Origin of the sequence: Streptomyces anthophorae (assembly GCF_049310305.1) — a bacterium.
GTDB lineage: Bacteria > Actinomycetota > Actinomycetes > Streptomycetales > Streptomycetaceae > Streptomyces.
Map to the genome: position 1 here is coordinate 5,262,013 of NZ_JBLWQQ010000001.1, position 19,588 is coordinate 5,281,600.

The 19,588-nt window shown below is 71.3% G+C and carries 18 protein-coding genes; 11 read left to right on the forward strand and 7 right to left on the reverse strand.

Annotated elements, in window-relative coordinates; all coding sequences use genetic code 11:
• Positions 1-16 precede the first annotated feature (16 nt).
• Together ACNYS0_RS24050 and ACNYS0_RS24055 are read left to right on the forward strand one after the other, a co-directional pair.
• A complete protein-coding gene (locus ACNYS0_RS24050) occupies positions 17-604 on the forward strand; it encodes a TetR/AcrR family transcriptional regulator (RefSeq protein ID WP_326021473.1) in 588 nt (195 codons plus the stop codon).
• Between the two features lie 115 nt (positions 605-719).
• Positions 720-2,921: an MMPL family transporter gene (locus ACNYS0_RS24055; protein ID WP_422476557.1), complete on the forward strand. Its 2,202-nt coding sequence runs from the start codon at positions 720-722 to the stop codon at positions 2,919-2,921.
• Here ACNYS0_RS24055 and ACNYS0_RS24060 read toward each other — a convergent pair.
• Entirely contained in the window at positions 2,911-3,285 is a 375-nt protein-coding gene (locus ACNYS0_RS24060; RefSeq protein ID WP_422476558.1) for an SsgA family sporulation/cell division regulator, read from the reverse strand. The two genes, ACNYS0_RS24055 and ACNYS0_RS24060, sit on opposite strands and share 11 nt — an antisense overlap.
• A 118-nt stretch (positions 3,286-3,403) precedes the next feature.
• Between ACNYS0_RS24060 and ACNYS0_RS24065 the strand changes: the two genes are divergently transcribed.
• Genes ACNYS0_RS24065 through ACNYS0_RS24080 form a run of 4 tightly spaced genes read left to right on the forward strand, consistent with a single transcriptional unit; the run spans position 3,404 to position 7,240 of the window.
• On the forward strand, positions 3,404-4,465 hold the full coding sequence (locus ACNYS0_RS24065) for an energy-coupling factor ABC transporter permease (RefSeq protein ID WP_422476559.1): 1,062 nt from the start codon (positions 3,404-3,406) through the stop codon (positions 4,463-4,465).
• Between the two features lies 1 nt (position 4,466).
• The gene (gene cbiQ, locus ACNYS0_RS24070) at positions 4,467-5,228 is read left to right on the forward strand and encodes a cobalt ECF transporter T component CbiQ (protein ID WP_422476560.1); all 762 of its coding nucleotides are present in this window, start codon (positions 4,467-4,469) and stop codon (positions 5,226-5,228) included.
• Positions 5,216-6,010 (forward strand): energy-coupling factor ABC transporter ATP-binding protein, encoded by a 795-nt coding sequence (locus ACNYS0_RS24075; RefSeq protein ID WP_422476561.1) that lies wholly within the window; start codon positions 5,216-5,218, stop codon positions 6,008-6,010. The genes cbiQ and ACNYS0_RS24075 overlap by 13 nt, the downstream gene beginning before the upstream one ends.
• A 51-nt stretch (positions 6,011-6,061) precedes the next feature.
• The gene (locus tag ACNYS0_RS24080; RefSeq protein ID WP_422482764.1) at positions 6,062-7,240 is read left to right on the forward strand and encodes a serine hydrolase domain-containing protein; all 1,179 of its coding nucleotides are present in this window, start codon (positions 6,062-6,064) and stop codon (positions 7,238-7,240) included.
• On the opposite strand, the gene ACNYS0_RS24085 is transcribed toward ACNYS0_RS24080, so the two are convergent.
• Positions 7,180-7,785 carry a hypothetical protein gene (locus tag ACNYS0_RS24085; RefSeq protein WP_422476562.1) on the reverse strand — a complete coding sequence of 202 codons (606 nt, stop codon included), beginning with the start codon at positions 7,783-7,785 and terminating at the stop codon, positions 7,180-7,182. The genes ACNYS0_RS24080 and ACNYS0_RS24085 overlap by 61 nt on opposite strands.
• A gap of 112 nt (positions 7,786-7,897) precedes the next feature.
• Between ACNYS0_RS24085 and ACNYS0_RS24090 the strand changes: the two genes are divergently transcribed.
• Positions 7,898-8,671 carry an SDR family NAD(P)-dependent oxidoreductase gene (locus tag ACNYS0_RS24090; protein WP_422476563.1) on the forward strand — a complete coding sequence of 258 codons (774 nt, stop codon included), beginning with the start codon at positions 7,898-7,900 and terminating at the stop codon, positions 8,669-8,671.
• Between the two features lie 49 nt (positions 8,672-8,720).
• Here ACNYS0_RS24090 and ACNYS0_RS24095 read toward each other — a convergent pair whose 3' ends face one another.
• The 5 genes from ACNYS0_RS24095 to ACNYS0_RS24115 all read right to left on the reverse strand — a co-directional run bounded on the left by ACNYS0_RS24095 (position 8,721) and on the right by ACNYS0_RS24115 (position 15,547).
• Positions 8,721-9,569, reverse strand: coding sequence for an EamA family transporter (locus ACNYS0_RS24095; protein ID WP_422476564.1), 849 nt, complete (start codon positions 9,567-9,569; stop codon positions 8,721-8,723).
• A complete protein-coding gene (locus ACNYS0_RS24100) occupies positions 9,566-10,069 on the reverse strand; it encodes a YbaK/EbsC family protein (protein ID WP_422476565.1) in 504 nt (167 codons plus the stop codon). Before ACNYS0_RS24100 ends, ACNYS0_RS24095 begins: the two co-directional genes overlap by 4 nt.
• Positions 10,070-10,148: 79 nt before the next feature.
• Positions 10,149-11,858, reverse strand: a complete 1,710-nt coding sequence (locus tag ACNYS0_RS24105) for a penicillin-binding transpeptidase domain-containing protein (protein WP_422476566.1) — start codon at positions 11,856-11,858, stop codon at positions 10,149-10,151.
• A 167-nt stretch (positions 11,859-12,025) separates the two neighbouring features.
• The gene (locus ACNYS0_RS24110) at positions 12,026-13,657 is read right to left on the reverse strand and encodes a penicillin-binding transpeptidase domain-containing protein (protein WP_422476567.1); all 1,632 of its coding nucleotides are present in this window, start codon (positions 13,655-13,657) and stop codon (positions 12,026-12,028) included.
• A 126-nt stretch (positions 13,658-13,783) separates the two neighbouring features.
• Entirely contained in the window at positions 13,784-15,547 is a 1,764-nt protein-coding gene (locus tag ACNYS0_RS24115; protein ID WP_422476568.1) for a dolichyl-phosphate-mannose--protein mannosyltransferase, read from the reverse strand.
• Positions 15,548-15,610: 63 nt separating this feature from the next.
• Here ACNYS0_RS24115 and rsmI point away from each other — a divergent pair, with 63 nt between their 5' ends.
• From rsmI to ACNYS0_RS24135, 4 genes are all read left to right on the forward strand, one after another.
• Positions 15,611-16,495, forward strand: coding sequence for a 16S rRNA (cytidine(1402)-2'-O)-methyltransferase (rsmI, locus tag ACNYS0_RS24120; protein ID WP_422476569.1), 885 nt, complete (start codon positions 15,611-15,613; stop codon positions 16,493-16,495).
• Between the two features lie 198 nt (positions 16,496-16,693).
• A complete protein-coding gene (locus ACNYS0_RS24125) occupies positions 16,694-17,128 on the forward strand; it encodes a hypothetical protein (protein ID WP_422476570.1) in 435 nt (144 codons plus the stop codon).
• Between the two features lie 23 nt (positions 17,129-17,151).
• Positions 17,152-18,030, forward strand: coding sequence for a TatD family hydrolase (locus ACNYS0_RS24130; protein WP_422476571.1), 879 nt, complete (start codon positions 17,152-17,154; stop codon positions 18,028-18,030).
• A 140-nt stretch (positions 18,031-18,170) separates the two neighbouring features.
• Positions 18,171-19,424, forward strand: a complete 1,254-nt coding sequence (locus tag ACNYS0_RS24135) for a ubiquitin-like domain-containing protein (RefSeq protein ID WP_461858912.1) — start codon at positions 18,171-18,173, stop codon at positions 19,422-19,424.
• The last annotated feature ends 164 nt before the right edge of the window (positions 19,425-19,588 follow it).

A 19,588-nucleotide genomic window follows, 5' to 3' on the forward strand; every position in this document is an offset into this window, starting at 1 on the left:
AGGTCAGGTGGGTGACATGGTCGCGGAGGCAACGACGCGTCGCAGCCGGATCACGCCCGAGCGCGAGGCCGAGCTGTACGGCGCCGTGCTCGAACTTCTCCGTGAGGTCGGCTACGACGCCCTGACGATGGACGCCGTGGCCACCCGCACGCGCTCGAGCAAGGCGACGCTCTACCGCCAGTGGGGCGGGAAGGCCGAGCTGGTGGTGAAGGCGCTGCGGAGCCAGAAGCCGCACTTCGACGAGGTCGACACCGGCTCGCTGCGCGGTGATCTGCATGCGATCGCGTTCCGTGAGGACGACTGTCACATGGAGCAGAACAGCGCCCTGATGCGCGGCCTGATGGTGGCCGTGCACGCCAATCCGGATCTGCTCGCGGCCTTCAAGGAGTGGATCGTCGAGCCCGAGATGACGGGCGTCGACCGGATGGTGCGCAGAGCGGTGGACCGGGGCGAGGTCCGGGCCGACAACCCGGCGCTCGGCTATCTGATCCACATGCTGATCGGCGCGTTCGCCACCCGCACGCTCATCGACGAAGAGCCGCCGACGCAGGAGTACCTCGTCTCGTACATCGACGCTGTGGTCCTCCCCGCCCTCAGCGCCTGACCGTTCCCCGACTCCCCAGCTGTTCCACCTGACGCACAACCGCTCATGTCGTCGGGCCGATCACCCATGCCCTGCTGTCCTGTTGGACCCACGACCTGACCGGGAGTACGCCTCCGTGGCCACATTCCTCTACAAACTCGGCAAACTCGCCTTCCGTCGACGGCACTTCGTCGCGCTGATCTGGGTGGCCCTGCTCACGCTCGCGGGCGTGGGCGCCGCCTCCGCGCCGACCGCGGCCTCCAGCTCCTTCTCCATACCGGGGACCGAGGCCCAGAAGGCCTTCGACCTGCTCGACCAGCGCTTCCCCGGCTCCGCCGCCGACGGGGCCACCGCCCGCGTCGTCTTCGAGGCGCCGAAGGGGGAGAAGCTCACCGACGCCGGCAACAAGGCCGACATCCAGGACACCGTCGCCTCCCTCAAGTCCAGCTCGAAGCAGGTCGCCTCCGTCGCGGACCCGTTCGCCGCCAAGACGATCAGCAAGGACGGGCGGATCGCCTACGCGTCGGCCTCGTACAAGGTCTCCTCCATGGAGCTGACCGATGCCGACCGGGACGCGCTCCAGGACGTCATCGACGAGGCGAAGCAGACCGGTCTGACCGTCGAGGTCGGCGGTGACGCGCTCCAGGCCATGCCGGAGACCGGCGCCACCGAGATCATCGGCATCGCGATCGCGGCCGTCGTCCTGGTGATCACCTTCGGCTCGCTGATCGCGGCGGGGCTCCCGCTGCTGACCGCGCTGATCGGTGTCGGCATCGGCGTCTCCACCATCACGGCGCTGGCCAACGTGCTCGACCTGGGCAGCACCACCTCCACGCTCGCGATGATGATCGGCCTCGCGGTCGGCATCGACTACGCGCTGTTCATCGTGTCCCGGTACCGGGCCGAACTGGCCGAGGGCCGCGAGCGCGAGGAGGCGGCCGGGCGGGCCGTCGGGACCGCGGGTTCGGCCGTCGTCTTCGCGGGCCTGACCGTCGTCATCGCGCTCGTCGGTCTCGCCGTCGTCAACATCCCGATGCTGACCAAGATGGGCGTCGCGGCCGCTGGCACCGTCGCCATCGCGGTGCTCATCGCGCTCACCCTGATCCCGGCGCTGCTCGGCTACGTCGGCAAGCGCGTGCACGGCCGCAAGGCCCGCAAGGATCTGGGCGAGCAGAAGGAGCCCAAGGTCAACATGGGCACCCGCTGGGCCCGCTTCGTGCTGCGCCGCCCGGTCACCGTCCTGATCGCGGGCATCCTCGGCCTCGGCGCCATGGCCGTCCCGGTCGCCTCGCTCGAACTCGGCCTGCCCGACGACGGCTCGCAGCCCACCAGCACCACCCAGCGCAAGGCGTACGACCTGCTCTCCGAGGGCTTCGGGCCCGGCTTCAACGGGCCGCTCATGACGGTCGTCGACGCCAAGGGCGCGGCCGACCCGAAGGCCGCCGTCTCCGAGGTCGTCCGCGAGATCAAGGGCACGGACGGCGTCGCGGCCGTCACCCCGGCGACGTTCAACAAGGCGGGGGACACCGCCGTCATCAGCGTCGTCTCGAAGTACAAGCCGTCGTCGGTCGACACCGAGAACGTCGTGCACGACATCCGTGACGCCGGCAAGGACATCAAGGCGGACACCGGCGCCGAGCTGAGCGTCACCGGCTCGACCGCCATGAACATCGACGTCTCGCAGAAGCTCAACGACGCGCTGATCCCGTACCTGGCGCTCGTCGTCGGCCTCGCGTTCCTGCTCCTGATGGTGGTCTTCCGGTCCGTCCTGGTTCCGCTGAAGGCGGCGCTCGGCTTCCTGCTCTCGGTTCTCGCGGCGCTCGGCGCGGTCGTCGCCGTCTTCCAGTGGGGCTGGCTCGGCTCGCTGTTCGGCGTCGAGCAGACCGGTCCGGTCATGTCGATGATGCCGATCTTCATGGTGGGCGTGGTCTTCGGCCTCGCGATGGACTACGAGGTGTTCCTCGTGACCCGGATGCGGGAGGCGTACGTGCACGGCGAGCGGCCCGCGCAGGCCGTCGTCACCGGGTTCCGGCACGGGGCGCGGGTGGTCACGGCCGCGGCGGTCATCATGATCGCGGTCTTCGCGGGCTTCATCGGAAGCTCGGAGCAGATGGTGAAGATGATCGGCTTCGGCCTCGCCATCGCCGTCTTCTTCGACGCGTTCATCGTGCGCATGACGCTCGTGCCCGCCGTGCTCGCGCTGCTCGGCAAGAAGGCCTGGTGGCTGCCGAAGTGGCTGGCGAAGGTGCTGCCGAACGTGGACGTCGAGGGCGAGGGCCTGCGGACGGCTTCCGGCGATCAGCGTCCCGAGGAGGACCGGGAGCTCGTCAGCGCGTGACGCCCTGAGGGGCTCGGGCCGGGGTGACGGCCGTGTGGGTGCGGCGCAGGAAGCGGACCAGCGCTTTCGTGTCGAACTGCACGACCGTCACCCCGCTCGGCTTGTGCGGGGCGTGGAACTCGATGACCGTCTGGACGCGCCCGCACGGCCAGATCCGGACGGTGCCGCCGGAGACCGGGGTGCGCAGTCCGCTTTCGAGGAGGTCGCGGGGGAAGGCCCCCCACTCGCCGGAGCCGGGCAGGGCGACACGGACCGTGCCGCCCTCGTGGCGCAGTACGACGGGGACCGCCCGGTGCGCCTCGGGGGAGTCGGTGACGACTCGCGCCCGGGCGTACTGCTCTACGTACTGCTCGACAACCGTCATGTTCACAAATGTCGCATATGTAGAGGTGTACAGACCAGGGACGACCGGGGAAGATCGGGGCCAATTGGTGCCGGGAGGCTCTTGCAAGGCATTCGCAACAAGCCTCTATCATCGAACGATGCATGTCCCTGACGGATTCATCAACGCCCCCGTGTCGGCCGCCACGGGCGTCGTCGCCGCGGGCGCCGTCGCCGTCAGCCTGCGCGGCGCCCGCCGCGAGCTGGGCTCCGAGCGGGCCGCGCCGCTCGCCGGCCTCGTCGCGGCGTTCATCTTCGCCGTGCAGATGCTCAACTTCCCCGTCGCGGCGGGCACCAGCGGACATCTCCTGGGCGGGGCGCTGGCCGCGATACTCGTGGGCCCCTACACCGGGGTCCTCTGTGTGTCCGTGGTCCTTCTCATGCAGGGCGTGCTGTTCGCCGACGGCGGCCTGACCGCGCTCGGCGTGAACATCACCGACATGGCGATCACCACGACGGTCGTCGCCTACCTGGTCTTCCGCGGCCTCGTGAAGCTGCTGCCGCGCACCCGCCGCTCGATCACCGTGGCGTCCTTCGTCGCGGCGCTGCTGTCCGTCCCGGCCGCCGCCGTCGTCTTCACCCTGATCTACGCCATCGGGGGGACGACCGACGTCTCCATCGGCAAGGTCGCCACCGCGATGGTCGGCGTGCACGTCCTCATCGGCATCGGCGAGGCCGTGATCACCGCGCTCACCGTCGGCGCCGTCGTGGCCGTGCGGCCCGACCTCGTGTACGGGGCCCGGGGCCTGCACCAGCCGCTGAAACTGAGGGTGAACGGGGAACTGGTCGACGCGCCCGCGGCGGCTCCGGTGGCTGCCGCCCGCTCGCACCGCAAGGTCTGGGCCATCGGCCTGGCCGCCTCCGTGGTCCTCGCCGGCTTCGTCTCCTTCTACGCCTCGGCCGACCCCGACGGACTGGAGAAGGTCGCCCACGACAAGGGCATCGACCAGAAGACGAAGGAGCACGCCTCCTCCGAATCCCCGCTCGCCGACTACGGCGTGAAGGACATCTCCAACGGCCGCCTCTCCGGCGGCCTCGCCGGGATCATCGGCGTCGGCGTCACCGTCGTCGCGGGCACCGGGATCTTCTGGGCGCTGCGCAGGCGGCGCACGAGCGACGCGGCCTCGACCGAGGTGCCGGCGGCGCAGGAAAAGGTGTCCTGACATGGGCGCGGGCCACGCCCACCAGCTCTACCGTGCCGGGACCTCGCCCGTGCACGCGCTGCCGCCGCACACCAAGCTGGCCGCCGTCTTCTGCTTCGTCCTCGTCGTCGTCTCCACGCCGCGCGAGGCGATGTGGGCCTTCGGCCTGTACGCGGTGCTGCTCGCGGCCGTCGCGTACGCGGCGCACGTCCCGGCGGGCTTCCTGCTGAAGCGCCTCCTGATCGAGGTCCCGTTCGTGGCCTTCGCCGTCCTCATGCCGTTCGTGGCCGAGGGCGAGCGGGTGCGGGTGCTCGGGATGTCGCTGAGCGAGAGCGGACTGTGGGGCGCCTGGAACGTGCTCGCCAAGGGCACCCTCGGCGTCGCCGCGGCGGTCCTGCTCGCCTCGACCACCGAACTGCGCGAACTGATCCTCGGCCTGCAACGCCTGAAGCTGCCCCCGCTCCTCGTCCAGATCGCCTCGTTCATGATCCGCTACGGCGATGTGATCACCGACGAGATGCGCCGCATGAAGATCGCCCGGGAGTCGCGCGGCTTCGAGGCGAAGGGCGTACGGCACTGGGGCGTGCTCGCCAAGTCGGCGGGCGCCCTGTTCATCCGCTCCTACGAGCGCGGGGAGCGGGTGCACCTCGCGATGGTCAGCCGTGGCTACGCGGGGTCGATGCCGGTGATCGACGATCTGGCGGCGACCAGGACCCAGTGGTCGTACGCGCTGACCCTGCCGGGTGCGGCGCTCGTGGTGTGCTTGATGGGATGGGCGCTGTGACTTCTTCTGCATCTTCTTCCGCGGCTGCTCCCGCTGCTTCTTTGGACGTACGCGGGCTCGCCTTCGCCTACCCCGACGGGCACCAGGCCCTCTTCGGCGTGGACCTGCGCATCGGCAAGGGCGAGCGGGTCGCGCTCCTCGGGCCGAACGGCGCGGGCAAGACGACCCTCGTCCTGCACCTCAACGGCATCCTGACGGGCGGCGCGGGCACGGTGACGGTGGCCGGGCTGCCCGTCTCCGCGAAGAACATGGCGGAGATCCGCCGCAAGGTCGGCATCGTCTTCCAGGACCCGGACGACCAGCTGTTCATGCCGACGGTCCGCGAGGACGTCGCGTTCGGCCCCGCGGCGGCGGGCATGAAGGGCCCGGAGCTGGAGGCACGGGTCCGCAAGGCCCTCGCCCTGGTCGGCATGGAGGAGTTCGCGGACCGGCCCCCGCACCACCTCTCCTTCGGCCAGCGCCGCCGCGTCGCGGTCGCGACCGTCCTCGCCATGGAGCCGGAGATCCTCGTCCTGGACGAGCCGTCCTCCAACCTCGACCCGGCCTCGCGCCGCGAACTCGCCGACATCCTGCGCTCGTTGGACGTCACGGTCCTCATGGTCACGCACGACCTGCCGTACGCGATGGAGCTGTGCCCGCGCGCGGTGATCCTCAGCGACGGCACGATCGCGGCGGACGGGGCGACGGGCGACCTGCTGGTGGACGAGGACCTGATGGCGGCGCACCGGCTGGAGCTGCCGTTCGGGTTCGATCCGAGGTCGGTGGCGCGCAAGGCGGTTTGATCGATCATCCGGAATGCGGGGACGGCGCCCCCTGTTGCACCCTGCGTGGACATCGCAGTGAACGGCACGACGGCCCCCGGATTCGAAGGCGTACGCACCGCCTTCGGCGAGAACTTCACGGCCCGCGGTGAACGTGGCGCCGCGCTCGTCGTCTACCGGGACGGCCGCCGGATCATCGACCTGTACGCGGGCACCCGGGACGTCGACGGGGACGCGGCCTGGCAGCCGGACACCGCCCAGATCCTCCGCTCCGGCACCAAGGGGATCGCGGCGGCGGCACTGCTCCTGCTCCACCAGCGCGGCGAACTCGACCTCGACGCGCCCGTCGGCTCGTACTGGCCCGAGTTCAAGGCGCACGGCAAGGAGGACGCCCGCGTACGGGACGTGCTCGCGCACCGGGTGGGCGTGCCCGCACTCGACCGACCGCTGACCGTCGCCGAGGCCGCCGACCAGGACCTCGCGGCAGCCGCGGTCGCCGCGCAGGAACCCTTCTGGGCCCCCGGCACCGCCCACGGCTACCACGCGCAGACGTACAGCTGGCTGACGGCCGAGCTGGTGCGGCGCGTCTCGGGCCGGTCGATCGGCGAGTACGTCGCCGAGGAGATCGCGGGTCCGGCCGGCGCCGACCTGTGGATCGGCCTCCCTGACGCGCAGGCCCACCGGGTCGGCCGCGTCGGCCCCGTCGAACCCCCGCCCACCGGCGGCCCGCGCTCGCGCCCCAAGCGCGCCATCGCGGAGGCGTACGCGAACCCGGACTCGCTCACCAGCCGCGCCTTCGGCACGATCGCCCCCGCGGCGGACGAGAACGACCCGGCGTACCGGGCGGCCCAGCTCCCCGGCTCCAACGGCATCGGCACGGCCGAGGGCCTGGCCCGCTTCTACGCCTCACTCATCGGCGAAGTGGCGGACGGGACCCGCCTCTTCACCCCGGAGACCACCCAACTCGCCCGCGCCGAAGCCTCCTCGGGCCCCGACCGCACCCTCATCGCCCCGTCCCGCTTCGGCCTCGGCTACATGCTCCACGGCATCGCCTCCCCGCTCCTCTCCCCGAACTCCTTCGGCCACCCGGGCCGTGGCGGCGCCCTCGGCTTCGCCGACCCGGAGACCGGCATCGCGTTCGGCTACGTGACGAACGGAATGCAGAAGGGCGTCACGGCGGACCCACGGGCTCAGGCGCTGGTGAGGGCGGTGCGGGAGGCGCTCGCGGCGCCGAGCCACAGCGGCGCGTAACCGGCCAGCAGGAGCAGCGCCGCCACCGGCATCAGGTCCTTGCTGCCGAACGGGGCGAGCGTCGCGGCGAACACCAGGCACGGCGCCCACAGCGGTACCGCGCGCAGCGCGAACAGGCGCAGAATCAGGATCACCTGGCCGACGAAGAACAGCATCGGCCCGAAGGAGTAGAACAGCGCCTCCGCGCCCGGCAACTGGCCGAACGTGTCGCTGAGTTCGGCCATCTCGGCGTGGTTGGCGGCCATCAGCCCGGTCACGAGGTCCACCCCGAACTGCACCGTCAGGGCGATCGCCCCGGCCACGACGGCCCCGAGGCCGACGACGGCCCACTGGTCGCGCCGCCCGGTGAACCGCCGACGGGCCGCCGCCCACCCGCGTACGAAGAAGCCGAGCGCGGCGACGAAGCACAGATGCCCGACCGTCCAGGCGACCCCGGGCCCGCGCTCCCCGTCGAGCCCGTCGAGAATCCGGATCCCGCCGTAGGCGGCGAACAGCACGGGACCGACGAGAAGCGGGTGGAGGGGCGTGCGCTGTGTTGTCTTCATGCCCCGATCCTCCGCCCGCCCGGGTCCTCAACTCGATCGGGAATCCCCCTGGTTGACCCCTGAGAGGCCACTGGGGGATCACCCCGAGAGGGTGGGCGGGTAGCGTCGGGGCATGGAGCGCTTCAAGGGGTACGGGGTTCTGGTCACCGCCGCCGGGCGCGGCATCGGCGCCGCGACCGCGCGGCGGCTCGCGGAGGAGGGGGCGCAGGTGCTGGTCACGGATGTCGACCGGGATGCCGCCGAGAAGGCAGCCGCCGTCATTCGTGAACTGGGCGGCGACGCGCGGGAGTTCACGTGCGACGTGGGGGACAGGACGTCCGTCGAGGCTGCGGTCGCGTACGCCGTCGAGGTGTTCGGGCGGCTCGACGTCCTCGTCAACAACGCGTACTCCTGCCAACCCGACGCGCCGCTCTTCGAGGACGAGGACGACGAGGTGTGGGCCCGCGACCTCGACATCACCCTCACCGGTGCCTACCGCTGCGCCCGCGCCGCGCTGCCGCACCTGGTCGCCTCCGGCCGCGGCGCCATCGTCAACATCGGTTCCGTCAACGGGATCCAGGACTTCGGCAACCACGCGTACAGCGCGGCGAAGGCCGGGCTCGGCTCCCTGACCCGTACGCTCGCGGGCCATGCCGGGCCGCGCGGCGTCCGGGTCAATCTCGTGGCACCGGGCACCGTGCGGACCGCGGCGTGGGAGGGGCGGGACGAGCAGCTCGACGCGATGCGGCGGTTGTATCCGCTGGGCCGGGTCGGGGAGCCGGCCGACATCGCGGCGGCGGTGGCGTTCCTCGCGTCTCGCGATGCGGCGTGGGTGACAGGTGTGGTGCTTCCGGTCGACGGTGGGACGACCGCGGTCAGCAGTGGGTTCATGGCCCTACGTGGTTGACGCCTCGGGGCTCCGCCCCGGACCCCGCTGCTCAATCGCCGCAGGGGCTTCAATGAGCCAGCATCAACCCGATCCCGGTGACCACCACACCCGCCGCAAAAAGCCTTGGTGCGCCGAAGCGTTCCTTGAAGAAGATCGCGCCGATCGCCGCCCCGACGATGATCGAGGACTCGCGGAGGGCCGAGATCGGGGCCAGGTCCGCCCGGGTCTGGGCCCACAGGACCAGTCCGTACGCGGCGACGGAGAGCGCCGCGCCAAGGAGGCCCCGCCACGCGAACGGCCGCAACCGCCGCACCAGTTCACCGCGCCAGCGGTACGCCGCGTACACCGGCACCGCGATCCCCTCCAGGATCATCAGCCACGCGATGTACCCGAGGGACGACCCCGAGGCGCGGACGCCCAACCCGTCCACCACCGTGTACGACGCGATCGCCACGCCCGTCGCCAGCGCCGCGCCAAGCGCTCGCCAGTCCGGCCGCCGCCCCGACCCCCGCAGCCCCCACAGCGCGAGACCGGTGAGCCCCGCGCTGGACACCGCGACGCCCGCCGCCTGCCAGCCGCCCGGCACCTCGCCCGCGAAGACCGCCGCGAGGACCGTCACCACGAGCGGCGCCGTGCCCCGCGCGATCGGATAGGCCTGCCCGAAGTCGCCCAGTTTGAACGAGGTCATGAGGAGGGCGTAGTAGGCGATGTGGAGAAGTGCCGAGGCGATCAGGTACGGCCACGCGCCCGCCGCCGGGATCGGCGCGAACACCGCCAGTGCCAGCCCGATCAGCGTGCCGCCACCCGATATCAGCGTGAAGCCGACCAGTTTGTCCGTGATGTGGTGGGCCAGCGCGTTCCACGAGGCGTGGGTCACCGCGGCGAGCAGCACCGCCGCGGCGACCAGGGGAGTCATGCGCGCACGTCCACGAGCGCGGCGCCCGCGTGCGAGATCAACTCCTTGGGTCCCATGGGGAAGACGGCGTAGGGACTGCCGGCCGCCGCCCACACCGTGTCGTGCGCGAGGAGGGACCGGTCGGCGAGGACGCGGGTCTTGTTCGCGTGGCCGAAGGGCGGCACGCCGCCGATCGCGTAGCCGGTGAACTCCCGGACGACATCCGCCTTCGCGCGGGTCACCTTCTCGGCGCCCAGCTCGTCGCGTACGAGATCCAGGTCGACGCGCGAGGCGCCGTCCATCAGGACCAGCACCGGCACGCCGTCCGCCGCGAAGATCAACGACTTGCAGATCTGGCTCAGTTCGCAGCCGATCGCGTCGGCCGCCTCCTGCGCGGTGCGGGTCGCCTCGGGGAAGCGCCGCGCCCGCGGAAGGAGGTCGGCCAGGCCCATCGCCGTGACGGCCTCGGCGAACCGGGGGTGCGCCGCCGTGCTGCTGTTGCTGCTCTCCGCTGTCGTCATGCGCCGCACGCTAGCCCTACGTGTACGGGACACGCGACCCCGTTTCGGGGTGCGGTCCGCCACGCGGACGGCCGCCCGGTCAGCTGCCCGCGAGCAGCATCTTGCGGACGACGGGGCCCGCCGAGTCGCCGCCGTGCCCGCCCTGCTGCACCACGGCCGCCGCCGCGAGGTCCCCGCGCCAGGCCGTGAACCAGCCGTTGGGGTCCTTCTGCCCGTCGACCTCCGCCGAACCGGTCTTCGCGCCCATGTCGGAGCCGAGCCCGGACATCGGCTTCACGGCCGTGCCGGCGATCGCCGTGTAGTGCATCAGCTCCCGCAGCTTCGAGGCCGTCGAGGCGGAGATCGGCTTCGCGGCCTTCGCCAGCGTCCGGTCGTCGAAGTCGGGCGAGACCAGGTACGGCTGGTGGAAGGCGCCCGCCTTCACGGTCGCCGCCACCGAGGCCATGTTCAGCGGGTTCATCCGGACGCCGCCCTGCCCGATCAGCGAGGCGGCCATCTGCGCGTCCGACATCACCGGCACCGCGCCGTCGAAGCTCGGCACCCCGATCGACCAGTTGTTCATGCCGAGGCCGAAGACCTGCTGCGCCTGCTTGGTCAGCGAGTCGTTGTCGAGCTTGGGGGCCTGGCTGATGAAGGCCGTGTTGCAGGACGCGGCGAAGCTCGACTTGAACGTGCCGTTCTTGATCTGGAACTTGTCGTCGTTCTGGAACTTCCAGTGCCCGTACGTGAAGTACTTCGGGCACGGGTGCTTCTTGTCGACGTCCGTGATCTTCTTGTCCAGCAGCATCGACGCCGTGATGACCTTCATCGTGGAGCCGGGCGCGAGCGAGCCCTGGAACGCCGTGTTGAAGCCGCGGTCGGAGTTGGCGACGGCGAGGATCTCGCCGGTCGACGGCTTCACGAGCACGACCGAGGCCTTCTTGCTGTTCTTCACCTGCTCCTCGGCGGTGGCCTGGAGCGCCGGGTCGAGCGTCGTCTTCACGGTGCCCGGGGTGCCCTTGGAGAGCGTGAGCAGCGTCTTGTCGGGCAGCGCGTTCTTGTCCTCGGACTTCTTCGCGGACTTGCCCCGCACGACGCGCAGTTCGACGCCGGCCGTGCCGCCCGCCTTCTTCCCGTACTTCTCGCGCAGTCCGTCGACGATGGTGCCGATCGAGGGGTACTTCTTCGCGTCCAGCTCGTTCCCTGCCCGGTCCACGGCCTTGACCGGCGGATCGCCGGCCTCGCCGGTCTCCAGGTGGTCGCCCTCCTTGAGGTCCGGGTGGACGACGGAGGGCTTCCAGTCGACGAGGACCTTGCCGTCGCTCTTGCGGCGCTCGGCGGTCAGCGAGGAGTCGTACGCGAAGGGCTTGGTCAGCCCGGAGTCCGAGCCGCCGCCCTTCTTGTAGTCGACCGTGGACGTGACGTGGAAGGGGACCTCGGCGCCCTTGCGGGTGCCGGGAGCGAGCTTCAGATCGGTGAGGTGGGCGTCCTTGGTGAGGCCTGCGAGCGCCTTCTTCGCGGTCGCCGCGTCGTTCGTGTACGCGGCGGCCTTCGCGGTCTCGCCCTGCTGCCAGGCGGTGAGGAAACCGTCGGCGACGGCCCGCACCTCCTTGGCGGTCGGCGGCCCCTTCGGGATCTCGGGCTTGTCGTCGGCGGCGGAGGCCGAGGTGCTGCCCGCCTGTCCACCGCTCCCGATCAGCGCGTACGCGCCGACGCCGGCCCCGATGACGGCGACGGCGGCGACGCCACCGATCACCAGGGCGTTCGTGTTGCGTCGCGGCTCATCGCGACGCTTGCCTCTGCTGCCCACCTGAGTCCTCCGGAGATCTACGGGTGGCCCAGGGTACGGGGTGGCCCTGAACGCACTTTCCGTAGGACAGAACGACGTGGTAACGACTGGCGATGCGTGGATTCACCGCCAGGCGCCCGGATTCGTAGGGGAACTACGCTCCGGCCCGTAGTCGCCGCGTACGGGAGCTACGAGCCGGCCCGCAGCACGGCCGCCACGATGGGCCCCGCCGCGTCCCCGCCGTGCCCGCCGCGGGGCACCGTCGCCGCGGCCGCCACATCGCCGCTGTAGCCCGCGAACCAGGAGTTGGCGTTGCCCTGGCCGTCGACGTCGGCGGAGCCGGTCTTCGCGCCCTTGTCGCCCGGAACGCCCGCCATGGCCGCGGCGGCGGTGCCGCTGGTCGCGGTCAGCCGCATCATCTGCCGCAACTGGGCGGAGGTGCCCGGCTTGAGGCCCTTCGCCGTGGCGAGGGGGTGGTCGTCGACCTTCCGGGAGACGAGGACCGGCTGACGGAAGGTGCCGGTGACGGCGGTCGCCGTGACCGAGGCCATGTTCAACGGGTTCACCTTGACCTGCCCGTGACCGATCAGCGCGGCGGCGTCGTCGGAGTCGCCCGGCATGTCCACCGAACCGTCACGGGAGACGATCCCCGTCTTCCAGTCCTTGCCGAGCCCGAACCGGTCCTCCGCCTCGGCGGCGAACTTCGCGGCGCCCAGGTCGTCGGAGAGCTTGATGAAGGCGGTGTTGCAGGACCGGGCGAAGCTGTCGGCCAGCGTCGCGTTCTCGTTGGGCCGCAGGCCCTTGAGGTTGTGGAAGGTCTGGCTCAGCGCGACCGCCGAATCGGGGCAGGGGGCCGGGCCGTTCGCCGAGGTGACACCGTTGTCGATCAGTGCGGCCGCGGTGACGATCTTCATGACCGAGCCGGGCGCGTTGCCGCCCTGGAACGCCGCGTTGAACTCGCCCTTCGCCTCGTTGGCGACCGCGAGCACCTCACCGGTGGAGGGCTCGACCGCCACCACGGACGACTCCGGGTACTTCTTCACCGCCTGCTCGGCGGCCGCCTGCGCGGTCGCGCTGATCGTCGTGCGCAGCTTGCCCGGCTTGCCCTTGGCGAGCGTGAGCAGCGTCTTCGCGGTGGTCGGCTCCCCGTTCGCGTCGGTGTGCTCCACGTACGTCTCGATCCCGGACGAACCACCGGCGGAGTCCCCGTACTTGGCGCGCAGCTGGTCGAGGACCGGGCCGAGGGACGGGTACGTGCCCTTGGTCAGCACCGTGCCGTCGCGGTCGACGGCCTCGATCGCCGGCACCGTCGCCTCACCGGTGACGAGCGTGTCGCCCTTCTTCATCGCCGGGTGCACCACGGCCGGCGACCAGTCCACGAGGGCCCGCCCGGTGGTGTGCCCGCGGACGACCGTGAGCGAGGAGTCGTACGACAGCGTCTTCGTCTTCTTGCCGTACGTGACGGTCGCCTTGACGTGGAAGGCGACCTTCGGTCCTTCCGCCTTCGTCGGCGTCAGCTCGGTGTGCGTGACGTGCGCCTTGTCGTGCCAGTCCTCGAGCACGCGCATGGCGTTGTCGGCGTAGTCCGTCAGCCGTGCCGCGGCCGCCGCGTCGTTCTTCGCCCACGCCGCGAGGAACTGCTCCGAGGTCTCCTTCACCTCGTCGCCGCTCGGCGGCCCGGACTTGTACTCGGATCCCTGCGACGCCACGGTGTTCCCGCCCGTGACCGCCGTGACGAGGTTGTACCCCGCGTACCCCGCGCCCCCGACCATGACGGTGAACACCCCGCCGACGATGGCGATCTTGACCCCCTTGCGCATGACGCGCTCCCCTCCCCAGGTTTACGGAAGGGACTGTAAGCACGGGGGGTGCCCCAAGTGCCGCGAGTTCTATAGATGATGTCCGAAGGTGTCCGGATTGAGATCACAAAGCTGACCGAAACCGACTCAGACCCAGGTGTCCAACCACATCCGTGAACGCCACGAGTCGACCGGGATCGCGTCGCCCGTGTAGATCGGCCAGAAGTAGATGAAGTTCCACGCGATGAGCAGCACCAGCGCGCCCGCGCCCGCCGCGCCGATCACCCGCCGCCGCTCCGGTGAGCCCGGTTTGCCGATGATCGCGCCGAGCATCATCGCGAGGGCCAGGCAGAGGAACGGGGCGAAGACGACCGCGTAGAAGTAGAAGATCGTCCGTTCCTGGTAGTTGAACCAGGGGAGGTAGCCGGCCGCGATGCCGCACAGGATCGCGCCCGCCCGCCAGTCGCGGCGGAAGAACCAGCGCCACAGCACGTACAGGAGGGCGAAGCAGGCCGCCCACCACAGCAGCGGCGTGCCGAGGGCGAGGACCTCGCGGGCGCACTTCTCGGCGGCGTCGGTGGGGCAGCCCTGCGCGCCCGGCTTCGGCGACTCGTAGAAGTACGAGACGGGGCGGCCGTCGACCATCCAGCTCCACGGGTTGGACTGGTAGGTGTGCGGCGAGCTGAGCGTGGTGTTGAAGTTCCACACCTCGTGCTCGTAGTGCCACAGGCTGCGCACCCAGTCCGGCAGCCAGGTGAAGCTGCCGCCCTTGCCGTCGGTCGCCGCCCAGTCGCGGAAGTAGCCGCCGGAGCCGTCGGTGGGGGAGAGGATCCAGCCGAGCCAGGACAGCACGTACGTGGCGACGGCCACGGGGACCGTCGAGAGGAACGCCGGGACGACGTCCCGCTTCAGGACCGCGCGGTAGGGGCGCTCGGCGCCCGCCACCCGCCGCGAACCCACGTCCCACAGCACCGACATGAGCGCGAAGGCGGCCAGGAAGATGAAGCCGTTCCACTTCGTGGCGGCGCCGAGCCCGAGGCAGAGCCCGGCGAGCAGCCGCCAGGGGCGCCATCCGAGCCGCAGGGACTCGGCGACCTCGGTGTCGGGGTGCGGAAGGCCGTGCTCGTCCACGGGCAGTGCGGCGGCCAACTGCCCGCGCGTGCGCTCCCGGTCGAGGATCAGACAGCAGAACGCCGCCACCACGAAGAAGACCAGGATCGAGTCGAGCAGCGCGGTGCGGCTCATCACGAACGCGAGCCCGTCGACCGCGAGCAGCGCGCCCGCCAGGCAGCCGAGGAACGTGGAGCGGAAGATGCGGCGGCCGATCCGGCAGACCATCAGCACGCACAGCGTGCCGAGGACCGCCGTCATGAACCGCCAGCCGAACGGGTCGAACCCGAACATCCACTCGCCGATGCCGATGACGTACTTGCCCACCGGCGGATGCACGACGTACGAGGCGTCGTGCGGGATCGGTACGTTTCCGCCCGTGGCCAGGATCTTGTCGTTGGCGTCCTTGGGCCAGTTCACCTCGAAGCCGCGGTGGATGAGCGCCCACGCGTCCTTCGCGTAGTACGTCTCGTCGAATATCACGGCCTTCGGGCTGCCCAGATTCCAGAACCTGGAGAGGCCCGCGACGAGCGTGACGAGCAGCGGCCCGACCCAGCCAACGATCCGCTCCGCCTGGGCGGCGGAGAAGCGGCTGAGCCCGAAGGACGCCCACAGGCGGCCCCCGAGCGGCGGGAACGGCGGCACCAGGCGCGCGCCCACGGCACCGTCTCTGGCCTGCGCCCGGTATCCGTACCTGCGCAGCCCGCGCAGCCACGACGACTGCTGCGGCTCCGTGCTGGCGGCCTGCTCGGTCGGTGCGCTGGTCGGAGTCGCCCCGGACGACGACGCGGTACTGGTCACGCGCGCCATCGTAGGGAACACGACTGTGCGAGTCCTGTCGCCCGCTCCTGCGAGACTGGAAACGTGACAGGAACCGCAGAATCCCCCGAGTCCACCGGAACCCTCGTGCTCGCGGGCACCCCGATCGGTGACGTGTCGGACGCGCCGCCGCGCCTTGCCCGGGAGCTGGCCACCGCCGATGTCGTCGCCGCCGAGGACACCCGGCGCATGAAGCGGCTCACGCAGGCGCTCGGGGTGCAGGTCGGCGGGCGTGTCGTGTCGTACTTCGAGGGCAACGAGTCGGCGCGCACGCCGGAGCTCGTCGAGGCGCTGGCCGGCGGGGCGCGGGTGCTGCTCGTGACGGACGCGGGGATGCCGTCCGTGTCCGACCCCGGCTACCGGCTCGTCGCGGCTGCCGTCGAGCGGGACATCCGGGTCACGGCCGTGCCGGGCCCCTCCGCCGTGCTGACCGCCCTCGCGCTGTCCGGCCTGCCTGTCGACCGCTTCTGCTTCGAGGGTTTCCTGCCGCGCAAGGCGGGCGAGCGGCTCTCCCGCCTCAAGGAGGTCGCGGAGGAGCGCCGCACCCTCGTCTACTTCGAGGCCCCGCACCGCCTCGACGACACCCTCGCCGCGATGGCGGAGGCCTTCGGCGAGGACCGCCGCGCCGCCGTGTGCCGCGAGCTCACCAAGACCTACGAGGAGGTCAGGCGCGGCCCCCTGAAGGAGCTCGCCGAGTGGGCCGCCGAGGGCGTACGGGGCGAGATCACGGTCGTCGTCGAGGGCGCGCCGGAGAAGTCCGCGGACGACCTCACCCCCGCTGAGCTGGTGCGCAGGGTGCACGTGCGGGAGGAGGCCGGGGAGCGTCGCAAGGAGGCCATCGCCGCGGTGGCCGCCGACGCCGGGCTGCCCAAGCGCGAGGTGTTCGATGCCGTGGTGGCGGCAAAGAATGCGGCGCGGACCGCCCCATAGGGACGTAAAGGACTAACCTGAAAAGCAAAGCGAAGACCGCGCGCCCGGCCCGTTTCGGCAGGGAAAGACCAAATCGGATCCAATAGTCGACAGGGCTTTTGCGCTCGGCCCAGCGGAGGCGTCCACTGGTTGAAGGGGACGCACCCGTCCCCACGCTGCTGAAGAGCAGCGTTTGTCCAGCGGGCAAGAGGAGCTGGCATGAGCGAGTTCGCAGTCTCCAAGACAGCCATTGGTGCACAGACGCCCCCGGTCCCCAATCGCAGCGCCGCGACAGCCATCGTTCACGAGGCGTACGCCTTCGCCTGCATGCGGTGCGGGCACGGCTGGGAGCAGTCCTACGAGATCGAGCACCACGTCGACGGGGAGGGTGCGGAGTTCGTGATGTACGTGGTCAAGGGGGAGCGGGTGCCGTCGCCGCTGACCCGGCCCACCTGTGTGAACTGCGGGGGGCACGTCGTGCGCATCATGCGCTCGGGGCGGGTCTCCTCGGCCCGCGACGCGTTGCAGCAGCACCGCACGCCGCAGGTGGGCCCGGTGGAGGTGCCGGAGCCGGAGTCGGCGGAGCGCGAGGGGCACCACTGGCACCTGTCGGACCTGCTGCACCCCTTCAGCCACCACAAGCGGGACGAGTGACACCGGGTTCGTAGGATCGGGGCATGAGCCCCAGCACCAAGGACGTCACCCCGCCGCCGCTGCCCGCGCCCCTCGAGGTCGAGGTCGCCGACTCCCACACCCACCTGGACATGCAGGAGGGCACTGTGGAGGAGGCCCTCGCCAAGGCGGCGTCGGTGGGGGTGACCACGGTCGTCCAGGTGGGCTGCGACCTCGCGGGCTCACGGTGGGCGGCCTCCGTGGCCGAGGAGCACGCGCGCGTGCACGCGACCGTCGCCCTGCACCCCAATGAAGCGCCGCGCATCGTGCACGGCGACCCCGACGGCTGGTCCCGGCAGGGCGCGCGGGAGCCGCTGGGCGACGCCGGGCTCGACGAGGCGCTCGCCGAGATCGACCGGCTCGCAGCCCTCCCGCAGGTGAAGGGCGTCGGCGAGACCGGCCTCGACTACTTCCGTACAGGACCCGAGGGCAAGGCCGCCCAGGAGAGGTCCTTCCGCGCGCACATCGAGATCGCCAAGCGGCACGGCAAGGCGCTCGTCATCCACGACCGTGAGGCGCACGACGATGTGCTACGCGTCCTGAAGGAGGAGGGCGCGCCCGAGCGCACCGTCTTCCACTGCTACTCCGGTGACGCGGACATGGCCCAAATCTGCGCGGAGAACGGCTACTTCATGTCGTTCGCGGGGAACGTGACGTTCAAGAACGCGCAGCCGCTGCGCGACGCGCTCGCGGTGGCCCCGCTCGAACTGGTCCTCGTCGAGACGGACGCGCCGTTCCTGACGCCCGCCCCGTACCGCGGTCGGCCTAATGCCCCGTATCTCATTCCGGTCACGCTGCGGGCCATGGCCGGGGTCCTGGGCGTCACGGAGGAAGCCCTCGCGACGTCGGTCTCCGCCAACACCGCGCGGGCCTTCGATTACTGAGCGATAACGGTCGCGGGCGCTCGCGGCCGCCCAGCTCCGGGCAAAGTCGCCACGCAGAGTAACCGTGGTGCTTTGGAGGGTGACGAACGCTCCGCTAGGTTCTGCTCGCCCGATCCGCCCCTCCCCGGGGGCCGGAACCCGTGAGTGCCTGGAGCGTCGTCGTGAGCATTACGCCGCAGGAGACGTACGAGCGGTATGAGCCGCCGTACCGGACGTACGAGGCGGAGACCCAGGTCGACGCCCCGGCGCCGTCCGGCGGGCGGGCCGCCGCGCGGCGCGCCGCGCGCCGCAAGAAGGTGGCGCGGCGCCCCGAGTCGCTGCGCAGGCTGCTGCCGCAGGCGCTGGTCGTCGCGTTCCTCGCGGGCGGCACCTCCGCGTTCGTCGCCGACGACAAGGCGATCCACCTCAGCGTCGACGGCAAGGAGCGCACCCTGCACACCTTCGCCGACGACGTCACCGAACTCCTCGCCGACGAGGGCGTGGACGTCGGCGACCACGACGTCGTGGCGCCCGGCGAGGGGACCGCGCTGGCCAGCGGGGACGAGGTCGCGGTCCACTACGGGCGCCCCGTCCGGCTCACCCTCGACGGGCAGCGCCGAGAGGTGTGGACGACGGCGCGGACCGTGCACGGGGCGCTCAGACAGCTCGGGGTGCGGGCGGAGGGGGCGTACGTCTCGGCCTCGCGCTCGCAGCGCATCGCCCGGCACGGGCTCGACCTCGACGTACGCACCGAACGCAGCGTCACGATCATGGCCGACGGCAACCGCCGCACCATCCGCACCAACGCGGCGACGGTGCGCGAGGCCGTCGAGGACGCGGGCGTCACGCTGCGCGGGCAGGACACCACATCGGTGCCGCAGAGCAGCTTTCCGCGCGACGGGCAGGTCATCACCGTGATGCGGGTGACGGGGGAGAAGGAGGTCCGCGAGGAGCCGATCCCGTACGCGACCGAGCGCACGGAGGACGCCTCGCAGTTCCAGGGCACGGAGGTCGTCACGCGGGTCGGTGAGCCGGGCATGAAGCGGGTCACGTACTCGGTGCGCACCGTCAACGGGGTCAAGGGGAAGCCGCGCCGCGTGCGGCAGGAGGTCGTACGGGAGCCGCGTACGCAGCAGGTCAGGGTCGGTACGAAGCCGATGCCGACGTCCGTGGCCGGGGCGGACTCCCTCAACTGGTCGGGGCTCGCGGCCTGCGAATCGGGCGGCCGGCCGGGGGCCACGGACGCCACCGGCACCTACGGCGGCCTCTACCAGTTCGACACCCAGACGTGGCAGAGGCTCGGCGGCTCGGGCCGCCCCCAGGACGCGCCGGCGGCGGAGCAGACCTACCGGGCGAAGAAGTTGTACGTCAGCCGGGGGGCGACGCCGTGGCCGCATTGCGGGGCGCGACTGTAGGGGGGCGCGGCACCGGTGTCACGGCCTCGGGGCTCCGCCCCGGACCCCGCGCCTCAAACGCCGGCGGGGCTTGATAGATCAATCGTCGGCGGGGCTTGATCTATTAAGCCCCTGCGGCGATTGAGCAGCGGGGTCCGGGGCGGAGCCCCGCGGCCGCGACCACG